Below are 21,796 nucleotides of genomic sequence, written 5' to 3' on the forward strand. Positions count from 1 at the left end.
GCCGGGATCATTCGGCAAAGCCACCGAGCGTCTGATCAACCCGTCAAAGCTTCGCCTGAATCATCCGGGCAATCTCACCCAATCGCTGCTCAAGCAACTGCGGCACCTCGCAGACGTAGGTGAGCGACTGACTGCGCTCCTGGAAGATGCGGCGGTCCCAAGCGAACTTCGTCTCGAGATCCGATTGATCCTTAGGCAGTTCGGTGGCGTCCGTCGCGCTTGGCGCATCCTTGGTCTGGCTGATCTTATCGGCCTCGTCGCGAATCCGCTCGGCCATCCGGCGCTGGCCCTGGGCATAGCGTGCGATCCCGCCCACGACCTTGTCGCGCTCGCCGTTGAGCACCTCGAAGACGCCCGCGTAGACCCGGGTCAGGGCCTTGTCCTTAGCATCCTTGTCGGCGCCGAACGTGTTGGCGAAGTCATCCAGAAGCGGACCGACCTGCGACAGCTCGGTGCGGCGCGAGGCGATCTTCTGCGCCAGCACGGCGGCGTTGTTGTCGCTTCCCCAATCGCCGGCCGCCGCGATATCAGGCCCGGTCCAGAACTGGCCGGGGCTGAGCGAGGAAACCTTGCGCTGGACACAGGGCCAATCCGGATCGGTCTTGGGCTGGGCCAGCGCCGATCCGGTAAAGAGGGACAGCCCGAGGGCGGTGCCCAGAAGACGGCAGGCGATACGGTTCATCGAAACGGGCTCCATCAGGGGGTCTCGCCAGCCGGGCCGCCGCGCCGGGCCATGATGCCGCGGCCGGGGTCGTAGGCGACCACCGCCATGCCGAAAAACGCGAGCGTCACGCCCACAACGACGGCGCAGGCGACAGGTTCGAACTGGACGTAGAGAGCGAAACGAACGAGCTGGACCGCGTGGCTGAACGGGTTCAGCTCGCAGATCCAGTAGAGGGTCTCGGAGGATTCCCGGATCCGCCACAGGGGGTAGAGGGCCGAGGAGGCGAAAAACATCGGGAAGATCACGAAGTTCATCACGCTGGCGAAGTTCTCGAGCTGGCGCACCAGCGAGGACAGGAATAGGCCGATCGCCCCGAGCATCAGCCCCGAGGCCAGGAAGGCTGGAAGCGCTGTCAGGTAGCCGAGCGGCGGGATGTCGGTCTCCCAGAAATAGGCCACCGCCAGGAACGCATAGGCCTGCACGACCGAGACGGCGACGCCAGCGATCAGCTTGGCGAGCAGCAGCAGCCAGCGCGGATAGGGCGAGGTCAGCAGCACCTTCATGGAGCCGACCTCGCGGTCGTAGACCATCGAGAGCGACGATTGCATGCCGTTGAACAGCTGGATCATCACAGCGAGGCCTGGCACCACGTAGACTTCGTAGAGCACGTAGGTCTGGTAGGGCGGCTCGATCGAGACGCCGAGCGTATTGCGGAAGCCCGCCGCGAAGATGAACAGCCACACGAGCGGCCGGACCAGCGCCGAGAAGAACCGTTCCTTCTGATTGAAGAAGCGCAGCAGTTCCCGGCGGACGATGCCGCCGAGGCAAATCAGGTAGCCGATCGAATCGAGGCGGCCGATCCGGGCCGGCACGGCGCGGGCGGTCGTCGGCGCGACCGGCGTTGAGACGTGCGTCGGCGCCGTCATGAATGCCGTCCTCTATCCTGCGGCACGTCGCCCATCTGCATCCTCACGCCGCCACCCTCCCAGGCTCCGCCACGATGCGGCGGAACGCGTCGGCGAGTCCTTCCCCGGGGGCGCCGATATCGCCGGCCCGGCCCCGGGCGACGATCCGGCCGCGATGGAGAACGATCGCGTCGTCCTCGGGCGAGATCTCCTCGAAGATATGGGTCGCCCAAAGGACCGAGAGGCCCTCCTCGCGCACCAGAGCCCGCACGATCGCGACGATGTCGGCACGCGATTCGAGATCGAGGCCGACTGTCGGCTCGTCGAGCAGCAACAGGTCCGGCCGGTGGATCAGCGAGCGGGCGATCTCGATGCGGCGCGACTGCCCGCCCGAGAGTGTCCGAACCTTGTCGTGCCGCCGGTCGGCGAGCCCGACCCGATCGAGGAGCACGCCGACCCGCTCCTTCCCGGCGCTGCGGGCGATGCCGTGCAGGCTCGCATGGTAGAGGAGGTTCTGTTCGACGGTCAGATCGGTATCGAGGGTGCGCGCCTGGAACACCACGCCGAGCCGCGCGAGCGCCCGGGAGGGTTCCCGGTCGAGCGCGTGGCCGAAGATCGAGACCCGCCCGGTCTGATTGTTGTAGAGGCGGGTAATCACCGAGAACAGCGTGGTCTTGCCCGCGCCGTTCGGCCCGAGCAGGGCCGCGAAGCGCCCGTGCCCCACGTCGAGCGATACGTCGTCCAGGGCCGCCCGGGTGCCGAAGCGGTGGCCGACCTGCTCGACCCGAAGGGCCGCCTCAGTACTCATCGGCCGAGCACCTTCCGGGAGTCGGCGACGGCGTCGAGGCACTCGTCAAATTCGCCCTCCTTCTGCTCCCGCTCGGCGACGCGCAGCGCCTTGCGGAGCTTGGGCAATGCGGCTTCGGGCGGGTTCAGTGCCAGGGCGTCGCGGATCATCGTGATGCCTTCGGCGCAGGCCGCGGCATCGTCGGCGGCGAACGCGGGCCCGGCGAGGATCAGGGTCGAGGCAAGCAGCATCGCACGCATCACTTCACCGTCAACGTGCCGGTCATGCCCTTCGACTCGAGACCGTGCGCCGCCCAGGTGTAAGTGCCCGGCTTGATCGCTACGAACTCGATGGCGATCTCACCCGGATCGTCGAATTCCAAGTGGTCGGGCGGGCCACCGCCGTGGATCTCCTTATGCTCGATCACGATCTGGTTGAACCAAATGAACCGGAAGAATTCGGGCGCATAGAACTTGTATTCCTGATGCCCCTTGGCGACGATCCGCAGCCGGTAGGCCTTGCCCGATTCGAGGGTGATGTCCTTGTTCTCGACGACGAAGTCATTGCCCTGATCGTCGCCGAGGACGAGATCGGGCAGGTTCTCCCGCTTCTTGGTCAGATCCAGCGCCAGGGCCGGACCGGCCGCGAGCAGCCCGGCGCTGGCGAGAGCCGCCAATCGAAACATCCGCATCGTGTCGCTTCCCACCCTCTTGCAGAGCCGTGCCCGATTCCGTTGCAATCGTGCGCGGCTCTAAGCCCTTGTTGTGACGCGGTCTCCTGCGCCGAACCGGTGTCCATTTCCGCGGAGAGCGCTTTAGCCGGTCGAGCGGTCTCGATTGCTGTGGCCCCGGATCAGTTCGGCGAGATCGCCACGCCCCACGGCAGCAGGCCGACCGGGATGCTCTTGACCACCTTCTCGGAGGCCACGTCGATCACCGAGACATCGTTTGAGGTGCCGTTCGTGGTGAACAGCTGCTTCTGGTCCGGCGTGAAGGCGAGCTGCCAGACGCGCTGGCCCACGGGCAGATACTTCTCGACCGTGTAGGTCTTGGCGTCGATCACCGCGACCCGGTTGGCGGGTCCGAGCGCCACGAAGGCCTTGGTCCCGTCCTTGGTGATCCGGATGCCGACGGGCTGGATCGCCTCGTCATTCACGCTCGGGATCTTGAAGGTGATTTTCTTGATCACCCGGCGCTGGGCTACGTCGATCACGCTGACCGTGCCGCCGACCTCGGCTGAGACCCACAGGAACTTCCCGTCGGCCGTGAACTCGGCGAAGCGCGGCCGCGCATCCACCAGCACGTTGTCGATGACCTGGAAGGTCTTCGTGTCGATGAAGTGGGCCATGTTGGTCGTCTCGGAGGTGTTGACCAGGATCTTCCCGTCCGGCGACAGGCCCATCCCCTCCGGCTCGACGCCGACCGGCACCTCGGCCAGCACCTTGTTCTTCTCGATATCGATGATCGTGACCTGGCTGTCGTCCTCGTTGGCGACATAGAGCGGGTTGCCCGAGGCATCGAGGATGAACTGCTCCGGATCAGGCCCAGAGCGGAGCGAGCGGACCACCTTGCCGGTGCTGGTGTCGAGCACGTCGATCCGGTCGTCGTCGCTCGCGCAGACGAACAGCTCCTTGCCATCCTTGGACACGGTCACGCCGCGGGGGCGCCGGCCGACCTTCCACGTGGCGGTCACTGCCATGGTGTTGGCGTCGATGACGCTAACCGAGTTGCCCTTCTCGTTGGTGACATACGCGGTGAAGGCGGCGGCCGGCCCGCTTAGGGCGAACCAAGTACCGAGGGCGACAACGCTCAGTCCTGCCTCGATGCGGCGGCTCATGCCATTCCCTTCCCTTTTGTCGTCCCGGAGTCCCGTTCGGTCGCTCGACCCTGGGACATTCTCGCGGGCCAATAGTAGTGCGATATCCGCGCGTTGCGAGGGTCCGGGGCGCTCGTCAACGCCGCAGGCGCTCGGTCACTTGAACTTGCAGGTGGTCTCTGGAAGATCCACGCCCAGCGTATCAAGCGGCGTTCGCTGGTGCAGGAAACCCTGCTCGGGCGCCACCGAGACCAGCGCTTTCGGCTGCACCACGATGATCGCCTGCCGCAGCTGATGGTCCCAGGGGCGGAAGCTCAGCGGCACGCCCTTGTAGGCGGGCAGGGTGAACGCGGGCTCCGCGAGGTACGGCGCGATCACCGCCGGATCGTTCGTCTTTTTGGCGGTCACGGCCTCGCCCACCGTCCGCACCGCGGCCCAGACCTGATAGTCGAGCGGCCGCATCAGCCGCCCGGCGAGCCTGCGGAACCGATTTTGCGCCTGCGCGGCGCCCCAGGTTTCGAGGACCGGGGACCATGTGGTCGGAGTCAGGGCCTGCGTGCCGCCGACCGGCCGCGGGTCCACCGTCCGATAGGAGACGTAGTCGCCCCAATCGCCCTCTTCGTCGGCTACGATCGCCATGTCGTAGTCGAGGCCCCGGGTGAACACCATCGCCTCCGCACGGGTCGGGGTGTCGCCCCGTGCCTTGGCCAGAGGGCCAAAAGTCCAAGGTTTTTCCGCCGTGATCTTGAGGGCGAATTTTCGTGCCGAGTTGCGAACGGCGTCCGCGTAGGCCTTGTCGGCGTCGGTCGGGCCGACGATCAGAAAAACCTTCCGCCAGCGCATGACCGTTAGGTATTGCGCCAGGGCATCGGTGAACATCGCCCTAGACGGGAGGATGTGAAACACGTTGGCCCGGCAATCGGCGCCGCGCAGCCGGTCGTCGGCGGCGCCGGCGTTGAGCACCACGGCGCCCGTGTCCTTCACCGCGTCGGACACCGCCAACACCGCGTCGGCCGGCAGCGCCAGGACGAGGTAGCGGATGCCCTTCCCGACGAGGTCCTTGGCGGCGGCGACCGGATCCGGCTTGTCGTCCGTCAACGCCACATCGTCGAGGACGTAGGTCTGCTTGGTGAAGCGGCCGGTCGTGTTGTTGTCCGCGATACCCATCTTGGCGCCGGCGAGCCCCTCGTCCTCGGGCGCTGCTTCCGCGTCGTAGGAGGACGGGGCGGGCTGAGGCCGGTAGATCAGACCGATATGGGTGTCGATGGACTCCGTCGCAGGCTGCTGCGCCCGGGCCGCGAACGGCATCATCGCCAGCAGGGTGAGGCCGGCCCGGAGCCAGCGCCGCCGTGCCGCCCGACCGACGCGTCTTTCGGCTGCAGGATTGTGCATAGGCACGGCCTCTATCAGTTTCCATCCCCACCGCTCAATCGCGGCTCGCCGTTGCGCCGTTCACGTTCCCGACGACCGGATGACCGGTAGTGCGTAAGCCCCTCGTGGATCAGGCAGACGGGGAAGTACATTGCCAAAGTGTCCCGTCGCCCGACCTATGCTCCGAGAGAGGCCGTCCGAAGCGGCCGGATTGTCGAGAGGAACGCTTCGTCCATGCGTCACCTGTCCCTCCAAGCGACCACGGTCTGCGGTCTCCTCGCCGTCGGCGCCGTCCTGCCTGCCGCTGCGCTGGCCGCCGAGAAGGCTGCCGTGTTCCCGGTGGAGCTGTTCGAGCCAGGTGCCACCTACGGGGCCCGGGCGCGTCCCGCCGACACCAGGAAGCTGGCGCTCGTCACGGACGAGTTGCGCAAGGCGCTGCACGATCAGGCGGGGCTGGAGATCGTCGACACGGCACCGAAGGCCGACACCGTGGCCAAGGAAGGGCCGCTGTACAAGTGCAACGGGTGCGCGGCGGATATCGGCAAGAGCCTGGGTGCGGACCTCGTCGCGACGGGTTATGTGGAGAAGGGGTCGGGTCAGATCTTCAACCTGAACGTCACCATCGCCGAAGCCGAGACCGGCAAGGTGGTGCGCGGCGGGCTGGTCACGATCCGGGCCGACACCGACGATACCTGGGCCCACGCGATGCGCTGGCTGGTGAAGAACCGCCTGCTTGCCGAGCCGCTGCCCGGAAAATCCTGAGGCCTTTCACACTCTCCTCGAGTCAACCGTGCCTGCGTCCAACGTCCAGCTCAGCCCCCTGCCCCGACTGCTCGTCAGTGTCCGCGATCCGGCCGAGGCCGAGGTCGCACGGCTCGCCGGCGCCGACCTGATCGACGCCAAGAATCCTGATCGGGGAGCCCTCGGCGCCCTGGATCCGACCCAGGTCCGCGAGATCGTGGGCCGAGTGGCCGGCGGGGCGGTGACGAGCGCGGTGGCCGATCCGGAGCCCGCGGCGATCGCCGCCATGGCGGCCACCGGCGTCGATTGGGTGAAAACCGGGCTCGATTCTGACCGCCGGCGCGAACCCGCCGCATTCGCAGCCTTGGCCGCTGCGGCACCGAACCATCTGATCGCCGTGTTGTTCGCCGAGGACGGTCCCGCGGCCGACCTGATCCCGCATCTGGCGCGGGCGGGTTTCACGGGCGCCATGATCGACACCGCCGGCAAGCATGGGGCGCGGCTGCCCGATCTCGCTCCGCCCGGCGACCTCGCGGCCTTCACGCAGGCCTGCCGCGCCCACGGCTTGATGAGTGGCCTCGCGGGTTCGCTGCGCGTCATCGACATTCCGCCCCTGGCCGAACACGGGCCGGATTATCTTGGCTTCCGCGGTGGACTGTGCCGCGACTTCGACCGTTGCTCTGGGATCGATCCACTGCGAATCGCCGAGGCGCTGCGGGTGCTTCGCCCCAACCAGCGGGATGCCGCGTGATTTCGGTCGTCAAGATCGGCGGCAGCCTGGAGGCGGATCCGCACCGCCGGCGCGCGCTGCTGACCGAGATTGCGGATGGCGCGTGCGGACGCTGCATCGTCGTTCCGGGCGGGGGCACCTTCGCGGGCCTCGTGCGGGCCGCACAGGCGCGGGAGGGCTTCAGCGACGCCGAAGCGCATCGCCGGGCACTGGATGCCATGAGCGACGCAGCCGGGATCTTTCGCGGGATCGAGCCGCGCCTCGTCCACACTTTGGAGCCCTGGGCCGAGACTGCGACGGCGACGGCGCGCGTCTGGAACCCGCGCCTGCTGCGCGCCGGGCATCCCGATATCCCGGAGACCTGGGACGTGACCTCCGACAGTCTCGCCCTCTGGCTGGCCGGGCGGATCGCCGCCCGACGCTGCGTGCTGGTCAAATCCGTCGATGCGCCGTCGGGGCGGGACACCGACGCCCTCGCGTCCGGCGGCCTCGTGGACGCGGCCTTCCCGGCCTTCGCGGCCCGCTACGGCGGACCGATCGAGATCTGGGGACCGAACCGACGGGTCGCCGTCGCATTGAGGGATGCCGCGTGAGCGCGCCCGAACACATCGTCTTCATCACCGGCCGCCTCGCCCGGGCGCGGCTGGAAAAGGTCGCGGCTGGCCTCCCCGAAAAGTTTCGCTGGAGCATCGCGGATGCCGGCGTGAAGGTCGCGGCCCTGATGACCGAGGAGATCATCCGCCGCAGGATCGAGCTGCCCGAAGGCGCGACCCGGGTGATCCTGCCGGGCCGCTGCCGGGCCAACCTGGACCACTTGGCCGCTCATTTCGGCATGCCGGTGGAGCGGGGGCCCGACGAGGTGGTCGATCTGCCGGCCTGGCTCGGGCTCTCGGCCCGGAAAATCGATCTCTCCCGTCACGACCTTCGGATCTTCTCCGAAATCGTCGACGCCTCGAAGATGAGCGTCGAAGAAATCCTGGCCAAGGGTCAGGATCTGGCCCGGAGGGGCGCGGACGTGATCGATCTCGGCGGCCTGCCCGACACGCCGTTTCCCCATCTCGAAGACGCCGTGCGCGCGATGAAGGAGGCCGGACTCAAGGTCAGCGTCGATTCCTTCTCCCGCGAGGAACTCGCCCGGGGCGCCCAGGCCGGGGCCGACTTTCTGCTGAGCCTCAACGAGGACACCCTCGACCTCGCCTTTGAATGCGATGCGGTGCCCGTGCTGGTGCCGAAGCGCCCCGACGACCTGCCCTCCCTCGACCGGGCGATCGAGAGGATGCTCAAGGCCGGCCGGCCCTTCCTGGCCGATCCGATCCTGGAGCCGATCCATCACGGCTTCGTGGATTCGATCAGCCGCTATCGCGACACCCGTGCCCGCTGGCCCGACATCGCCATGATGATGGGCACCGGCAATCTTACCGAACTCACCGAGGCGGATTCGCTGGGTGTCACCGCCCTCCTCGTCGGCATGTGCTCGGAGCTGACGATCCAGAACGTGCTGATCGTGCAGGTCTCCAATCACACCCGCCGCACCGTCGAGGAGCACGACGCGGCCCGGCGGGTGATGTTCGCCGCCAAGGCCGATTCGGCGCTGCCCAAAGGCTACGGCAGGGCGCTGTTGGCGCTTCACGACAAACGGCCCTTCGTCCAGACGTCCGCGGATATCGTCCAGGCCGCCGCGGAGGTCCGCGATCCGAACTACCGGATCGCCGTCGCGGAGGACGGCATTCACGTCTACAACCGCGACATCCACAGGGTCGGCACCGACGCGATGGCCTTCTTCCCGGACCTGAACGTGGCGAGCGACGGCGCCCACGCCTTCTATCTCGGGGCTGAGTTGGCCAAGGCCGAGACCGCGTGGCGGCTCGGCAAGCGCTACGTGCAGGACGAGCCGCTGGATTGGGGCTGCGCCGCCGATGCCGAGGTCGAGGACGCCACCGCCTTCAAGAAGGCCGGCCACACCCGCCATTCCGGCCCCGACGCGCCGCCCCCCGGTACCCGGGACGCGCGGCTCGTGAAACCCGAGGCCGACGCGGAGCCGCCTGAGACGATTCCGGAAACGGCGGCCCGCGCCGAGGCGTCGCCGGAACGTCCGCAGGCGCCGAAAACCAAGCTGGTCTGCGGCCGGCTCGTGTCGGCCGATCAGGCGTAAGCCGATGCCGCTGATCCTGGAAACCATCGTCACCACGGTGTCCCCCGCGGGCGAACTGCACCTCGTGCCGTTCGGGCTGATCGGCGAGGATGACGGCTACGTGCTGGCGCCGTTCCGGCCCTCGCCGACCATCGTCAACCTGGAAGCAAATCCCTGCTTCGCGGCTTCGAGTCCCCGCGATATCCGGGTGATCGCCGGGGCTGTCACGGGGCGGCGCGACTGGCCGACCGTTCCCTGCGCGGTCATCGCGGGCCGGCGTCTCGCCGACAGCTTTGGCCATGCCGAGTTCGAGGTCGCGGTCGTCGAGGATCACGAAACCCGGCCGCGCTTCCGCGGCCGCATGGTTCACAGTGCCGCGCAGGCGCCGTTCATCGGCTATAACCGCGCGCAGGCGGCGGTGGTGGAAGCCGCTATTCTTTCCACCCGGCTCCACATGCTGGAACCCGAGAAAGTCTTGACGGAGATGGCCTACCTCGCCATCGCCGTGGGAAAGACCGCTGGACCCCGCGAACGCGAGGCCTGGGGTTGGATCGAGGACAAGGTCGCGGCGGCCATCGGCCCCGCGGCGCGGATCCTCGGTCGCGACGACCGCTGATCGCGGGAGGAGAAGGACAAGATGAAAAAAATAACCCTGGCCTTGGCGGCCACTGCGGCGCTGGTCGCCGCGACCGCGCAGGCCCATGGCCCGACCCGTCGCAAGATCAACGAGTCGATCGAGATCAACGCTCCGGCCGACAAGGTTTGGGCGGTGATCGGCGACGTGAAGAACGCCGATTGGATGCAGAACGTCACCAAGACCGAGCTGACCGGCGATCCGGCCGGCAAGTTCAAGCGGGTGCTGACACTGAAGAACGGCGACCAGATCTCCGAGACCAGCAACAAGTACAAGCCCGAGGACAAACTGTTCTCGTACTACATCGACAAGGTTGACGTGAAGGATCTGCCGGCCAACGACTATTCGGCCACGATCACGGTTGAGCCTGCCGGCGACGCCAAGTCAAAGGTCGAGTGGAAGGCCGCCTTCTATCGCGGCTACATGAACAACGATCCCCCGCCCGATCTCAACGACGAGGCCTCCGAGAAAGGCGTCGGCGACTGGATCAAGGCGAGCCTCGCCAACCTGAAGGCCAAGGTCGAGAAGGGCTCGTGAGCTCGGGCCGGGCGGCGCTCGTCGTCGCCCTCGCCCTCGCGGCCAGCATCGCCCGCGCCGAACCGGCGCTGGAGGCCATCATCACCGCGCAGCTCGGCGGTGCGGTCGAGGTGGTGGACCTCGCTGCCGGCAAGGTGGTGCGCCGGATACCGGTCGATGGGGCCCCGGCCGGGATCGCTCTGTCGGCCGATCACCGGCGTGCCTACGTGACCCGCCCGGAGGGGCACGGCATCGCCGTGATCGATCTCGATGCCGGCCAGCTTCTCGCCGAGGTGCCTTTGCCCGGCGGCCCGCTCGGCATCGCGGCTGATCCGCAAGGCGGCCGGGTCTACGTGGCCGATTGGTACGGGCGCCGCCTGTTCGTGCTGACCGAGCACGACGGCACCCTGATTCCGGATGGCGAGATCACGGTCGGGGCCTCCCCCTCGGGGATCGCCATAAGCCCGGACGGGCGGACGCTCTACGTAGCCAACCGCGAGGCCGATACCGTTTCGGTGGTGGACGCGTCGGCCCGTCGCGAGATCAAGACCATCCCGGTGGGCCAGCATCCGTTCGGCATCACCCTCGACGCCGCTTCGGGCCGCGCCTACACGGCGAATGTCACGAGTGACGACGTCTCGGTGATCGACGTTGCTGCGGGCCGCGAGATCGGCCGGATCGCCACTGGCCGACGCCCCTACGTGATCGCGCTCAGTCGCGGGCGCGGCTTCGTCACAGACCAGTATGCCGGCAGCGTCACCGTCTTCGACCTCACGACGCTCAAGCCGATCACCGATATCGACGTGGGCGATCACCCCGAGGGGATCGAGGCGGATTCGGAGGGCCGTCTCTACGTGGCCAACTGGGGCGACAACACGTTGAGCATCCTTGATGCCGCGACGCTCAAGGTGACGGCAACCATCCCGACCGGTAACGGCCCACGCGCGTTCGGGACGTTCCTGCGGTGACGATCCCTTGACCTGAGGCCTCTCAGAGCGATTGGCGCCCCGGACCCCGCCGATAGGCGACGCGGGCGGCTACCAGGGCGCCACCAACCTGCAGGAAACCGGTCTCGCCGAGATCGGGTGAGCCGAGATGGGCCTGGATCAGCAGGCGCGTGAGTGCGTTTAAGGCGAGCAAGGTCAGGCAAAAGGCTGCTGCGGCGAGCAGGCTGGCGACGAACTCGGGCATCGATGCGCTCCCGTTCCGAACGGGACCAACCTAGCAAGCGATGCGCCAAGGCCAAGCTGTCGTGAGAACCGGTCAGCGCCCGCGGGGAGCGGCAGCGGCCGGCTTGGCTTGCGCGGGCGGTTTGGCCTGAGCCGCCGGAGCCGCGCGCGGCGTTTCGACGAAGAGCCGCTTCACCGGCCAACCGTCGCTCCAGCGCTCCATATCGGCCAGGCGCGGGTTCGTCTTCAGCGCGGTGGCATCCGAGCCCGAGAAGGCCGCTGCGGCCGCAAGATCGAAGGTCTTCCAGAAGCCCAGGTAATCGATCGCATCCACCCGGGCGAGGTTGACTTGTGCGACGAGCGTCTGCTGCTCGCCCGTAAGGGCCATATCGGGGGACCACCGGAAGGGCGCCGGCTTCGCCCCGTCCTTCGGTGCATCTTTGGGCTCAGCCGCCGGCTTGATGGCGCCACCGTCGTAGACCGTATCCACGCCGGCCGGCGACGCCAGGGTCGCGGTGAGCGCCGGGAAGCCGTGATCGTCCGAAAGGACCCGCACGAACAGCTTGCGGTCCAGGGGCACCGCGCTCGCCTCACGCAATAGGCGTTTGGCGGCCATGTCGGCGGCCCGGGTATCCTTGTCGCCCACCATGGCGACGATGATCGTCGCCGGGTCGACCGTCGACAGATCGCCGAGCGTAATGCCCCGCGATTTCGGTCCGCTGGCAATGCCGCCGGGTGTCATGGCGAAGATCAGTTTCGGCACGGGCAGCCCCCGCGCCTTGGCATCGGCAGCGAGATCCATGGCCAGAGGCGCACCGGCCAGATGACCGACCATCGCGACGCGGGAGAGATCGGGCTTGGCCTCGGCGTCAGAGCCGAGGTCCGTCAGCGCGCTCTTGAGAAGCGTCTCGGCGATCATCGGCGCATCGGCGGGCCGCGTCCGGTTCACCTCCTGAAAGCGCGGCAGGACCACGAGCCAGCCCTGGCGGACCAAATGATCGATCCAGCCGCCGTAGCTCTGCGGATTCACGATCCCCCATCCATGCAGGAATATCGCGACGGGTCGCCCGGCCTCGGGCGCAGCCCCGGCGGCGAAGAAGGCGTAGCTGCTCGCAGTGCCGCGTCCGAGGAGTCGCTTCACCACGTTGACCTTTCGGTCACCGAAGCCGCCCGGCCCTTCGGCGGGCTGGGGTGGCGGCGTGGCTGCCTCGACCGCCGTGGAGCCGGCCAGGATCATGATCGCGACCGCGGCGAGCGACCCGCGAAGAGCGGTAGGACGCATGAAGGGCTCGATTGAGAAACGCCTGCGCTCGCAGGATTGGGGCCGCTGAATAGCAGATTCTTTCGTCTTGGCGACCCGATGCGGTTCAGCCAGCCGCTGCTGTGCACCGGACGTTGTGCATCGTCGAAGAGATTAGGCCGAGAGAATCCCCCGAACGCGATGAAATTACGTTTGGACCTGATGGGAGGCCGTCTGAAACTGGAGTTTTCACGAAGCTATGGCGGGTCCCGACGATCAATATCACCGGTTGGCTCTAAAGAGCACTTATGCAAAACCGGCCATATCAGGCCAGGATCGTCCGGTGCGCCATGCATCGATCGTTAGTTCGGCGTCTTCCGGTGCTCACGCAACGCAATCGCCGCTGCCCAAATGCGCAGAGTCGAGTTGACGGGCCAAAGCCGCCAATGAGAGCGGCACTGCAGTATCCGCCTCGCCATAGACGCTGCGCAACTCGTCCCGGACCGAATCCAGAACAACTGTTTCTACAGCTTCGTCAGACGCCCACCCGCCGGTGCGACTGAGGGAATCGGCGTGATTGGCAGCAACGATCTTCATGGCGACGCCTATGATCCCTAGTCGTGTGGAGAATCCCGGCGCCGGGTCCGGGTGTGGCATACAACGATGACCCTGCTTTAAGTTTCCAGGCCGGGACTGATAATTTTACCACCCGGGCCAATAATCGCCGGACCGGTGCCGCCGGAAGGACGGCCCGCCGCCTGCTCGACCCAGGCCAGGATGTCCTCGGCGCGCCAGGGCTTCGGGATGAAGGTGGCGGAAACTCTCAGGTCGCTGGGCTGATCGCCCGCATCTCCGGATGTCAGGAGAACGCGCACCCGCGGCCAGGTCACGCCGATGATCCGCGCCAGCTCGAACCCCCCGATCGGACCGGGCGTGCGGACATCCGAGAAAACGACGCTGACCTCGTCCCCGCGATCGTTCAGAATGGCGAGCGCGCGGTCGGCGGTTTCAGCCTCGATGACGGTGAACCCGGTATCCTCCAGCAGCGTAGCCGCGAGGAATCGCTCGTCGGGCTGGTCCTCCACGACGAGGATCACGGGCTTCCGGCCTGTCTGTACCGAGTCGTTCATAGGCCAGGACACTCTAGAGGGGCTGAACGGCGGCCGACGCAATCAGTTCAACGTTTTATCGCGACGATGGACCGGCGCCGCGCAGGCACCGAGCCTCCTGTGATCCTTGCACAATAGAGAAGTTGTTTTTGTGTCCTGAGTAACACAGCATTCCAGGAACGCCCGGATACGACCGCGGATTCGGCTTCCGGGCTCCAGGTACCGGTGTCAGCCGACGCCATGCGCCTTCAAGAAAGCCAGCGCCCGCGCCCATCCATCCTCTGCGGCCTCCCGGCGGTAGCTCGGACGGTAATCCGCGTGGAAGCCGTGCGGCGCGTCGGGATAAACGACCAGCTCGACGGTCTTTCCGGCAGCTTTTGCCCGATCGCGCGCCTCCTCGATCAAGGCGACGGGGATGCCCGTGTCGGCGCCACCATAGAGCCCGAGCAATGGCGCGTGGAGCTCCGCGGCGACATCGCCGGCCGTGCGCGGCTGGATATCCGTCCGCTCACCGCCGACGGGGCCGTACCAGGCCACGGCAGCCTTCAGGTCGCGCCGGTGCGCCGCGTAGAGCCATACGTCCCGTCCGCCCCGGCACCATCCCATGACCCCGAGACGCTGCGGATCGCCCTTGGCAGCCGAAGCGGCCCAGGCCGCCGCGGCGTCGAGATCGCCGATCCACTGCGCATCCGGCGTCTTGGAGATGACGTCACGGATAATGATCTTGGGATCCGTCATCGTCGAAAGGTCGCCCTGCCGGGCATACAGCTCGGGCGCGACCGCACAGTAACCGGCCTTGGCCAAGCGGCGGCAGATATCCTTGATGTAGTCGTGAACGCCGAAAATCTCTTCGATCACCAGCACGATCGGGAACGGGCCGGGCCCGTCCGGAACTGCGCGATAGGCCGGCATGGGCCCGTCGGCAGCCGGAATCTTCACCTCGCCCGCCTCGATGCCGGCCGCGTCGGTGTGAATGACCTGTGCCTCGACCCGGGTGGTTGCGAGCGTCAGACCGCTCATCAGGCTGGTCATGACGAAGCCGCGCCGAGACAGAGGCGACGTGATCAGCCCCTCAAGCCCTTCGATGCTGCCGGCCGTGTCCTGCTCCGCCATGCTGGTCTCTCCCTGATCGCTCCGGGAAGAGGTAACGCGTTTGGCAGCGATCGTCTCGTCGATGGAGGCTTACGCGTCCTCTTGTCCGAGGAGTGCGTCAATCGTCCGGATTGAGGCTGCCCGGAGCATCACGCGCTCGCGGCACTGAGCGCGCGGATCGTAGGCCTGGACGCGACCCGGCGCGTTGCCGGTGCTTCGCGCGGCTGCAGCATGTCGGCCAGGGTCACGAAGGTCTCCGCGGCCGGCGAGACGACCGCACGGATCCCATAGCCAAGGGCAAAGGAGAGGATCAGCTCAGCGTCGCGGGCGATACCGAAGCGGTCGAGGGCAGCGAGAAATGCCTCGCGGAACAAGCTGGGTCGGCACCAGCGCTTCTCGGCCATCTGGAGCGGCCAGTCCCAGAGTCCCTCGGCGCGCCGGGTCGCGAGCGCGTCGCGCGCGATGAAGTATCCGGTGTCCCGGTGCTCGATCCCGTCCGCCTGTACGGACCAATCATCGTTGCCGAACAGCTCGGCCTCGGCCACGTCGCTCATCGGGTTCTCCGCGCCGTCCCGGCGTTCCGAAGCATCGGAACAATGCTGGAACATTGACGCGGATCCCCGCGTTGGTCAAGACGTTTGTTCCCGGTGCGTTCGCGCTGCGCCCGGACTCTCAGCGTGTTCGGAACAGGGCGTGCTCGACGCGGTCTCCGGGCCGAATTCCGAGCTTGGCCGCCGCACCAGCGTTGAGTTCCAGCACGGCGACCACCGGGCCGCCAGAAGGGATGATGGCGGTGGACAGCGGCTCCGTGTCGGCCGCGATGTGGCTGATCGTGCCGTCCGGCCGGATGAAGACCATATCGAGCGGAAGATAGGTGTTCTTCATCCACATCGTGACCGGCTCGTCCCGCTCGAAGTCGAACAGCATTCCATGATCGGCCGCCATGTGCCGACGGAACATCAGGCCGCGCGACCGCCCGGCATCGTCGCGCATCACCTCGACGGCGAACCGCTTCGGCCCCGCCTTCGTGGTAATCGTGAGCGGCTCCGTCTTCGCCGTCGCAGCCTGGGCCGGCGCCTGCGCGCGGACCACCGGGACCGGCATGACGGCGATCAGACCGAGGCCGATTATGGCTGCGGCCGCCGCGAGGTGGGACGGGATTCTCACAGGCTGAAGCCTCTCGTGGAGCGATGCGTGGGGGATCTGCGGCTCGGCGCTCACATAGGCCAGGAATGCAGCCGAGGGAATCCGCGCTCGCGCAACGGGTGAAGGCGGAGTCTCGCGCGAGCGTTCTTCGCCGCATCGGACACCGGTTCAGCGTAGGAGCGCGCGTCAGAACAGAGACTGCGAGCCGGTCACCGCGCTAGTGCGACGCCGGAAGGGTCCCGTCGACCAGCCGGACCTCCGCAGCCATGACGCCCTTCGAGCCGTCTCCGTATCGGACCAGCACGGCCTCGCCCGGCTTCAGTTCGGCGATCCCGTACCGGCGCAATGTCTCCATGTGGACGAAGATGTCGGGCGTGCCGTCGCCCCGGGTCAGAAAGCCGAAGCCCCGAAGGCGGTTGAACCACTTCACCACGGCGGTCTCCAGCCCGCTGGTCGGCGTTACGGTCACGTGCGTCCGCGGCAGCGGCATCTCCGAGGGATGGACCGCCGTCGCCTGATCGAGGGAAATCACCCGAAAGGCCTGCCAGCCCCGGGGCCGCTCCACCGCCTCCACGACGATGCGCGCGCCCTCGCTCGCCGCCTGAAAACCGTCCCGCCGCAGGCAAGTGACGTGAAGCAGGATATCCGGGGTGCTGTCATCCGGCACGATGAATCCGAATCCTTTCGCGACGTCGAACCACTTGATGTGTCCGGCGACCTCGATGAGCTCCAGAGCCTCGTCCTCACGCAGGCCCATTTCGGCGCTGCGAGCACTCGTTCCATGATCAGGGGTTTCCGGCCCGGATCCGCGTTCGTCAGACATGGCCGAAAAACCTACCCTGAATCACGCCGCGCCGGTTCCCGGCAAGATTAACGAAGTCCTGACACGCGGGAAGCCCGTTTCAACGGCAAGCGAGCTATGCCGAGTTGCAATCTCGGCAGGTGTATGCGCGGCGGCAACAGTCGATCTGTCGCAGACGGCGTACGCAAACGCACCTCAGCGCCCGCGGAACGCCCGATCGAGCGGCGCCACCCGACTGTCCATGAACCAGTCTCGGCTGGCATCACGTTTCCGAGAGGTCGGCTTTCTCCCCGACGCCATTCTTAAGCCGAGCAGTAAGCCCTTTGCAGGTGCCGGGCCGTCATGATTTGGGTTCCTTGCCATGTCCGCCGACCCAACCCTCGCCGTTCGCCCGCCCGCCCCTCCGATCGAAGGCCGGGGGAATCGTCTGCCGGTCATCGATGGGGCGCGGGCTGCTGCGCTCGTCGCCATGGCGAGCTATCACACCCTGTGGGACCTCGGGTATCTGCGGCTGACCGCCGAGAATTACGCCGTCACGCCGGGCGGACATCTGGCCGCCGCGATGATCGCCGGCAGCTTCCTCGTGCTGGTCGGCGTCGGGCTCGTACTGATGAACGGTCGGGGTATCCGGCCCCGGCCCACGCTGCTGCGGCTCGCCCGCGTCGGGGGCGCCGCCCTCCTGGTGACCCTGGGGACGTGGATCACGTTTCCGGACGCCTATGTGTTCTTCGGCATCCTGCACTGCATCGCCGTGTCGAGCGTGCTGGGGCTCGCCTTCTTGTTCTTACCGGTCCCGATCACCGCGCTCGCGGCGGCGCTGGTGTTCGCGACACCGCATGTCGTGCATGCCGCGTTCCTCGATGCGCCCGTCTTGTTCTTCCTGGGGCTCGGCTCCGTGATGCCGCGGACCAACGATTACGTGCCGCTGTTTCCGTGGTTCGGGGTGGTGCTCGGCGGGATCGTGCTCGGCCGCATCGGGCTGCCGAGGCTCGCGCGGTCGCGCCTGGGTGCCTGGAGCCCACGCTCATCCCTCGCGCGGGCCGCGACCTTCGCAGGGCGCCACAGCCTCGTCGTCTACATGATCCACCAGCCGCTGTTGCTCGCAGCGCTCACCGGCTTGGTGACGGTCACCGGCGCCAATCCGCGCGCGGGCCTGCGGGCGTTCCGAGCCGATTACGCCACGATCTGCACCCGCACCGGCGGCGAGCCGCCGCTCTGCCGGATCGCCGCGCGCTGCACGTCGGACGCTTTGCTGCGCGAGGATCTGTTCCGCGAGGACGGACGGCCGTTCAGCCCACCGGAGCGGTTACGGGCCCAGGCGCTCTCGCAGGGCTGCTACGCAACCCTCGAGAATGCGGCGCACGCACCACGCTGACATCGGCCGCGGCGCTGCGCGACCGGCTAGGCTATCTCAGTCCTTCGCACGCTCGACGTAGGCCCCGTCGGCGGTCATGACGACGACGCGCGTTCCGGCCGCGATGTGCGGCGGCACGGTCGTGCGGACGCCGTTCGACAGCGTCGCCGGCTTGTAGGACGACGATGCGGTCTGTCCCTTCATGGCCGGCTCGGTCTCGGTGACCTCCAGGGTCACGCGCTGCGGCAGTTCGATCGTCAGCGGCACGTCGTTGTGGACCGAGAGCATGACGGCCATGCCCTCCTGCAGATAGGGGGCGGCGTCGCCGACCACGTCCGCCGGCACGGCGATCTGCTCGTAACTCTCAGGATTCATGAAATGGAACCCCTCGCCGTCGCTGTACAGGAAGGTGTGCTCGCGATCTTCCACGAAGGCGCGCTCGACCTGCTCGGTGGTCCGGTAACGCTCGGAGACCTTCACGCCGTCGGTGATCCGGCGCATGTCGAGCTGGGTCACCGGCGTGCCCTTGCCGGGATGGATGTTCTCGGCGAACAGGATCACGTAGAGCTTGCCGTCCTTGTCGACGACGTTGCCCTTGCGGAGCGTTGAGGCGATCACCTTCACGGAATTGCGTCCTGCATTGACATGGGGGGCGGCACGCGCCAAGCGCGGGCGCTGTATTGTCGGACCCCGCCACTATCGCATCTGCGTCCCGGTTGCCAGCGGGCGGCCGAATCGTCGTTGTGAGCCGCCGACAGGCCATGTCGTGTCCGCGCCGGGACCGGAAATGAGAATGGGCCGGATCGACCCGATCATGACAGGCGCCCCGTCTTCGCCCGCCCTCGAGAGTTCGTCGTGGTGACGGAACCCCCCTCCCCCTGGTGGGCCACCGATCGCCATGCCGATCGCCGGCCGGCGCTGATCCAGCGCAACCGCCTCACAGCGGCCTTCCGGTCTTGGTTCGCGGAGCGGGATTTCGTCGAGGTTGAGGCGGCCTGCCTGCAGGTCTCACCAGGCAACGAGGCGCATCTCTCGGCCTTCGCCACGGAAGCTGTCGGCATCAGCGGCGCGCGCACGCCCCTCTATCTGCATACCTCACCCGAATTTGCCTGCAAGAAGCTGCTGGCGGCCGGGGAGTCGCGGCTCTTCAGCCTCGCGCGGGTCTTCCGCAATCGCGAGCGGGGACCGCTGCACCACCCCGAATTCACGATGCTCGAATGGTACCGGGCCGGAGCGCCCTATACGGACCTGATGGCGGACTGCGCCGATCTGCTGAGGCTGGCCGCCGTGACGACGGGTTTGCGCCGCTTCGCGTATCGCGGCCGGGACGCGGATCCCTTCGCGGAGCCGGAGCGGCTGACCCTCGCCGAGGCCTTCGACCGCTTCGCCGGGATCGATCTGTTCGCCACGCTGTCGCGGACCGGCGAAACCGACCGGGAGGCCCTCGCCCGCGCCACCGCCGCCGCGGATCTGCGGGTCGCGCCGGACGACACCTGGGTCGATCTGTTCTCGCGGGTCCTGGTGGCCCGGATCGAGCCGCATCTCGGCATCGGCCGACCGACGATTCTGTGCGAGTATCCAGTGAGCGAGGCGGCGCTGGCCCGGCCGGCACCCCATGACGGCCGCGTCGCGGAGCGCTTCGAACTCTACGTCTGTGGCGTCGAGCTCGCCAACGCGTTCGGCGAGCTGACCGATCCGGCCGAGCAGCGCCGCCGCTTCGAGGACGAGATGGCAGAAAAGCTGCGCGTCTACGGCGAATGTTACCCGATCGACGCAGATTTCCTCGCGGCCCTCGCCATCATGCCGGACGCCTCCGGGATCGCCCTCGGCTTCGACCGCCTCGCGATGCTGGCCTGCGGCGCCGGCCGCATCGACGATGTCATCTGGACCCCCGTCGCGGAGACCCAGGCGTGACCCAGGCCCTGCGCAACACCGACGATCTCGCCGCTGCTGGCCTGATCTCCGGCGCGGAGGCCGACCTGCTGCGCGTCGTTCTCGCCCGCTACGCGGTCTCGGTGACGCCCGACATGGCCGAACTGATCGATCCGAGCGACCCGGACGATCCGATCGCCCGGCAGTTCGTGCCGTCCGTGGAGGAGTGCCGGGTCGAACCCGAGGAGCGGGCGGACCCGATCGGCGATGCCGCCCATGCGCCGATCACCGGCATCGTACACCGCTACCCCGACCGGGTGTTGCTCAAGCCGCTGCACATCTGCCCGGTTTATTGTCGCTTCTGCTTCCGCCGCGAGATGGTCGGGCCGAACGGGCTCGGAACGTTGAGCGAGACCGAACTGGAGGCCGCGTTCGCCTATATCGCGCAGGATCCTCGGATCTGGGAAGTCGTGCTCACCGGCGGCGATCCGTTCGCGCTCTCGGCCAGACGTCTTGGCGATATCGCGGAGCGGCTCGCGTCCATGGAGCATGTCCGCGTTCTGCGGATCCATACCCGCGTGCCGGTCGTCAAACCCGACAGCGTGTCGGACGATCTCGTGCAGGCGCTGCGCCGTTTCGGGCGCGCCGTCTTCGTCGCCCTGCACGCGAACCACCCGCGCGAATTCACGCCGAGCGCCCGCGCCGCCTGCGCTCGGCTGATCGATGCCGGGATCCCCATGGTCAGCCAGACCGTGCTGTTGCGCGGCGTGAACGACGATCCCGCGACGCTGGAAGCCCTGATGCGGAGCTTTGTCGAGAACCGAATCAAGCCCTATTACCTGCACCACGGCGATCTCGCTCCGGGGACGAGCCACCTGCGCACGGGCCTCGCCGAAGGGCAGGCCCTGATGCGGGCGCTCCGCGGGCGTCTCTCCGGCCTCGCACAGCCGACGTACGTGCTCGACATTCCCGGCGGCCACGGCAAGGTGCCGGTTGGACCGAACTACCTGACCGACACCATCGACGGGCAGCGGGTGACCGATCCGGACGGATGCGATCACGCTTATCCACCGAAGGCGGGAGACTGAAGGCGTGACGATGCGCAGGCTCTGGGGGCGGCTCACTTCGGTGAACGTGCAGAAGGCGATCTGGGGGCTCGACGAAGCCGGGCTCGCCTACGAGCGGATCGACGCGGGCGGTGCTTTCGGCGTCGTCTCCGATCCCGCCTACCGCGCCCTGAACCCGAACGGCCTCGTGCCAACCCTGGAGGAGGACGGCTTCGTCCTCTGGGAGTCGAACGCGATCCTCCGCTATGTGGCGATGAACGATCGGGCCCTGGCGCTGCCCGAGGATCCCCGGGCGCGTGCGCAGACCGATCAATGGCTCGACTGGCAGTCGACGAGCTTCACGCCGGCCATGCGCGACGCCTTCTGGCAGCTCTACCGTTCGCCGGAGCCCGACCGCGCCCTCATCGCCGCGTCGTTGAGGAAATCCGAGGCTCAGGCGGCGATTCTCGACGCCCATCTGGCGGATCGGGATTACGCGGTCGGCGACCGCTTCGGGATTGCCGACATCGCCCTCGGCTGCGCGGCCCATCGCTGGCTGAACCTTCCGGCCGAACGCATCGAGCGCCCGGCCCTGCGCCGGTGGTACGCGCGCATTGCCGCCCGGCCGGGGGCTGCGAACGCCCTGCGCGAGCCCATTGGCTGAGCGTTCCG

General features: G+C 67.5%; 27 protein-coding genes. 11 read left to right on the forward strand and 16 right to left on the reverse strand.

Features of this window, described 5'->3' with window-relative positions:
• Positions 1-43: 43 nt before the first annotated feature.
• The 7 genes from MKK63_RS07500 to MKK63_RS07530 form a co-directional block, all read right to left on the reverse strand.
• Positions 44-682: a hypothetical protein gene (locus MKK63_RS07500; protein ID WP_244000219.1), complete on the reverse strand. Its 639-nt coding sequence runs from the start codon at positions 680-682 to the stop codon at positions 44-46.
• A gap of 14 nt (positions 683-696) precedes the next feature.
• Positions 697-1,590, reverse strand: coding sequence for an ABC transporter permease (locus MKK63_RS07505; RefSeq protein WP_244000221.1), 894 nt, complete (start codon positions 1,588-1,590; stop codon positions 697-699).
• A 43-nt stretch (positions 1,591-1,633) separates the two neighbouring features.
• Entirely contained in the window at positions 1,634-2,377 is a 744-nt protein-coding gene (locus MKK63_RS07510) for an ABC transporter ATP-binding protein (RefSeq protein WP_244000222.1), read from the reverse strand.
• Positions 2,374-2,616: a hypothetical protein gene (locus tag MKK63_RS07515; RefSeq protein WP_244000224.1), complete on the reverse strand. Its 243-nt coding sequence runs from the start codon at positions 2,614-2,616 to the stop codon at positions 2,374-2,376. Before MKK63_RS07515 ends, MKK63_RS07510 begins: the two co-directional genes overlap by 4 nt.
• Positions 2,616-3,041, reverse strand: coding sequence for a hypothetical protein (locus MKK63_RS07520; protein ID WP_244000314.1), 426 nt, complete (start codon positions 3,039-3,041; stop codon positions 2,616-2,618). The genes MKK63_RS07515 and MKK63_RS07520 overlap by 1 nt, the downstream gene beginning before the upstream one ends.
• 167 nt (positions 3,042-3,208) lie before the next feature.
• Positions 3,209-4,192, reverse strand: a complete 984-nt coding sequence (locus tag MKK63_RS07525) for a YVTN family beta-propeller repeat protein (protein WP_244000226.1) — start codon at positions 4,190-4,192, stop codon at positions 3,209-3,211.
• Positions 4,193-4,327: 135 nt separating this feature from the next.
• A complete protein-coding gene (locus MKK63_RS07530) occupies positions 4,328-5,563 on the reverse strand; it encodes an ABC transporter substrate-binding protein (protein WP_244000228.1) in 1,236 nt (411 codons plus the stop codon).
• 213 nt (positions 5,564-5,776) lie between these two features.
• On the opposite strand from MKK63_RS07530, the gene MKK63_RS07535 reads away from it, so the two are divergent.
• From MKK63_RS07535 to MKK63_RS07565, 7 genes are read left to right on the forward strand one after another with little or no spacing between them, the layout of a single operon-like run.
• Positions 5,777-6,304 carry a DUF3280 domain-containing protein gene (locus tag MKK63_RS07535; protein WP_244000230.1) on the forward strand — a complete coding sequence of 176 codons (528 nt, stop codon included), beginning with the start codon at positions 5,777-5,779 and terminating at the stop codon, positions 6,302-6,304.
• 28 nt (positions 6,305-6,332) lie between these two features.
• On the forward strand, positions 6,333-7,034 hold the full coding sequence (locus tag MKK63_RS07540; protein WP_244000232.1) for a (5-formylfuran-3-yl)methyl phosphate synthase: 702 nt from the start codon (positions 6,333-6,335) through the stop codon (positions 7,032-7,034).
• On the forward strand, positions 7,031-7,606 hold the full coding sequence (locus tag MKK63_RS07545; protein WP_244000234.1) for a uridylate kinase: 576 nt from the start codon (positions 7,031-7,033) through the stop codon (positions 7,604-7,606). The genes MKK63_RS07540 and MKK63_RS07545 overlap by 4 nt, the downstream gene beginning before the upstream one ends.
• Positions 7,603-9,165 (forward strand): DUF6513 domain-containing protein, encoded by a 1,563-nt coding sequence (locus tag MKK63_RS07550; RefSeq protein WP_244000236.1) that lies wholly within the window; start codon positions 7,603-7,605, stop codon positions 9,163-9,165. The genes MKK63_RS07545 and MKK63_RS07550 overlap by 4 nt, the downstream gene beginning before the upstream one ends.
• 4 nt (positions 9,166-9,169) lie before the next feature.
• Positions 9,170-9,760 (forward strand): DUF447 domain-containing protein, encoded by a 591-nt coding sequence (locus tag MKK63_RS07555; protein ID WP_244000238.1) that lies wholly within the window; start codon positions 9,170-9,172, stop codon positions 9,758-9,760.
• A 21-nt stretch (positions 9,761-9,781) separates the two neighbouring features.
• Positions 9,782-10,315, forward strand: coding sequence for an SRPBCC family protein (locus MKK63_RS07560; protein WP_244000240.1), 534 nt, complete (start codon positions 9,782-9,784; stop codon positions 10,313-10,315).
• Complete coding sequence (locus MKK63_RS07565; protein ID WP_409564481.1) at positions 10,312-11,262, forward strand: YncE family protein; 951 nt, start codon at positions 10,312-10,314, stop codon at positions 11,260-11,262. Before MKK63_RS07560 ends, MKK63_RS07565 begins: the two co-directional genes overlap by 4 nt.
• 22 nt (positions 11,263-11,284) lie before the next feature.
• Here the strand turns inward: MKK63_RS07565 and MKK63_RS07570 are convergent, their stop codons facing one another.
• The 8 genes from MKK63_RS07570 to MKK63_RS07605 form a co-directional block, all read right to left on the reverse strand.
• Positions 11,285-11,485: a hypothetical protein gene (locus tag MKK63_RS07570; protein ID WP_243919469.1), complete on the reverse strand. Its 201-nt coding sequence runs from the start codon at positions 11,483-11,485 to the stop codon at positions 11,285-11,287.
• Between the two features lie 72 nt (positions 11,486-11,557).
• On the reverse strand, positions 11,558-12,745 hold the full coding sequence (locus MKK63_RS07575) for a chlorophyllase/cutinase-like alpha/beta fold protein (protein WP_244000242.1): 1,188 nt from the start codon (positions 12,743-12,745) through the stop codon (positions 11,558-11,560).
• 342 nt (positions 12,746-13,087) lie between these two features.
• Positions 13,088-13,300: a hypothetical protein gene (locus MKK63_RS07580; protein ID WP_244000244.1), complete on the reverse strand. Its 213-nt coding sequence runs from the start codon at positions 13,298-13,300 to the stop codon at positions 13,088-13,090.
• A gap of 77 nt (positions 13,301-13,377) precedes the next feature.
• Positions 13,378-13,833 (reverse strand): response regulator, encoded by a 456-nt coding sequence (locus MKK63_RS07585; RefSeq protein ID WP_244000246.1) that lies wholly within the window; start codon positions 13,831-13,833, stop codon positions 13,378-13,380.
• 207 nt (positions 13,834-14,040) lie between these two features.
• Positions 14,041-14,925 carry a dienelactone hydrolase family protein gene (locus tag MKK63_RS07590; RefSeq protein WP_244000248.1) on the reverse strand — a complete coding sequence of 295 codons (885 nt, stop codon included), beginning with the start codon at positions 14,923-14,925 and terminating at the stop codon, positions 14,041-14,043.
• A gap of 128 nt (positions 14,926-15,053) precedes the next feature.
• Positions 15,054-15,458, reverse strand: coding sequence for a hypothetical protein (locus MKK63_RS07595; protein ID WP_244000250.1), 405 nt, complete (start codon positions 15,456-15,458; stop codon positions 15,054-15,056).
• A gap of 118 nt (positions 15,459-15,576) precedes the next feature.
• Positions 15,577-16,008 carry a DUF192 domain-containing protein gene (locus MKK63_RS07600; protein WP_244000317.1) on the reverse strand — a complete coding sequence of 144 codons (432 nt, stop codon included), beginning with the start codon at positions 16,006-16,008 and terminating at the stop codon, positions 15,577-15,579.
• A gap of 259 nt (positions 16,009-16,267) precedes the next feature.
• Complete coding sequence (locus MKK63_RS07605; RefSeq protein WP_409564482.1) at positions 16,268-16,873, reverse strand: cold-shock protein; 606 nt, start codon at positions 16,871-16,873, stop codon at positions 16,268-16,270.
• Positions 16,874-17,213: 340 nt separating this feature from the next.
• Here MKK63_RS07605 and MKK63_RS07610 point away from each other — a divergent pair, with 340 nt between their 5' ends.
• Positions 17,214-18,227, forward strand: coding sequence for a heparan-alpha-glucosaminide N-acetyltransferase (locus MKK63_RS07610; protein WP_244000254.1), 1,014 nt, complete (start codon positions 17,214-17,216; stop codon positions 18,225-18,227).
• 36 nt (positions 18,228-18,263) lie between these two features.
• On the opposite strand, the gene efp is transcribed toward MKK63_RS07610, so the two are convergent.
• On the reverse strand, positions 18,264-18,830 hold the full coding sequence (gene efp, locus MKK63_RS07615; protein WP_243919478.1) for an elongation factor P: 567 nt from the start codon (positions 18,828-18,830) through the stop codon (positions 18,264-18,266).
• Between the two features lie 234 nt (positions 18,831-19,064).
• On the opposite strand from efp, the gene epmA reads away from it, so the two are divergent.
• Genes epmA through MKK63_RS07630 form a run of 3 tightly spaced genes read left to right on the forward strand, consistent with a single transcriptional unit; the run spans position 19,065 to position 21,788 of the window.
• On the forward strand, positions 19,065-20,120 hold the full coding sequence (gene epmA, locus MKK63_RS07620) for an EF-P lysine aminoacylase EpmA (protein ID WP_244000257.1): 1,056 nt from the start codon (positions 19,065-19,067) through the stop codon (positions 20,118-20,120).
• Entirely contained in the window at positions 20,117-21,166 is a 1,050-nt protein-coding gene (locus tag MKK63_RS07625) for a lysine-2,3-aminomutase-like protein (protein WP_244000259.1), read from the forward strand. Before epmA ends, MKK63_RS07625 begins: the two co-directional genes overlap by 4 nt.
• Before the next feature lie 10 nt (positions 21,167-21,176).
• The gene (locus tag MKK63_RS07630) at positions 21,177-21,788 is read left to right on the forward strand and encodes a glutathione S-transferase family protein (RefSeq protein ID WP_244000319.1); all 612 of its coding nucleotides are present in this window, start codon (positions 21,177-21,179) and stop codon (positions 21,786-21,788) included.
• Positions 21,789-21,796: the final 8 nt, after the last annotated feature.

The organism is Methylobacterium sp. J-088, from assembly GCF_022829295.1.
GTDB lineage: Bacteria > Pseudomonadota > Alphaproteobacteria > Rhizobiales > Beijerinckiaceae > Methylobacterium.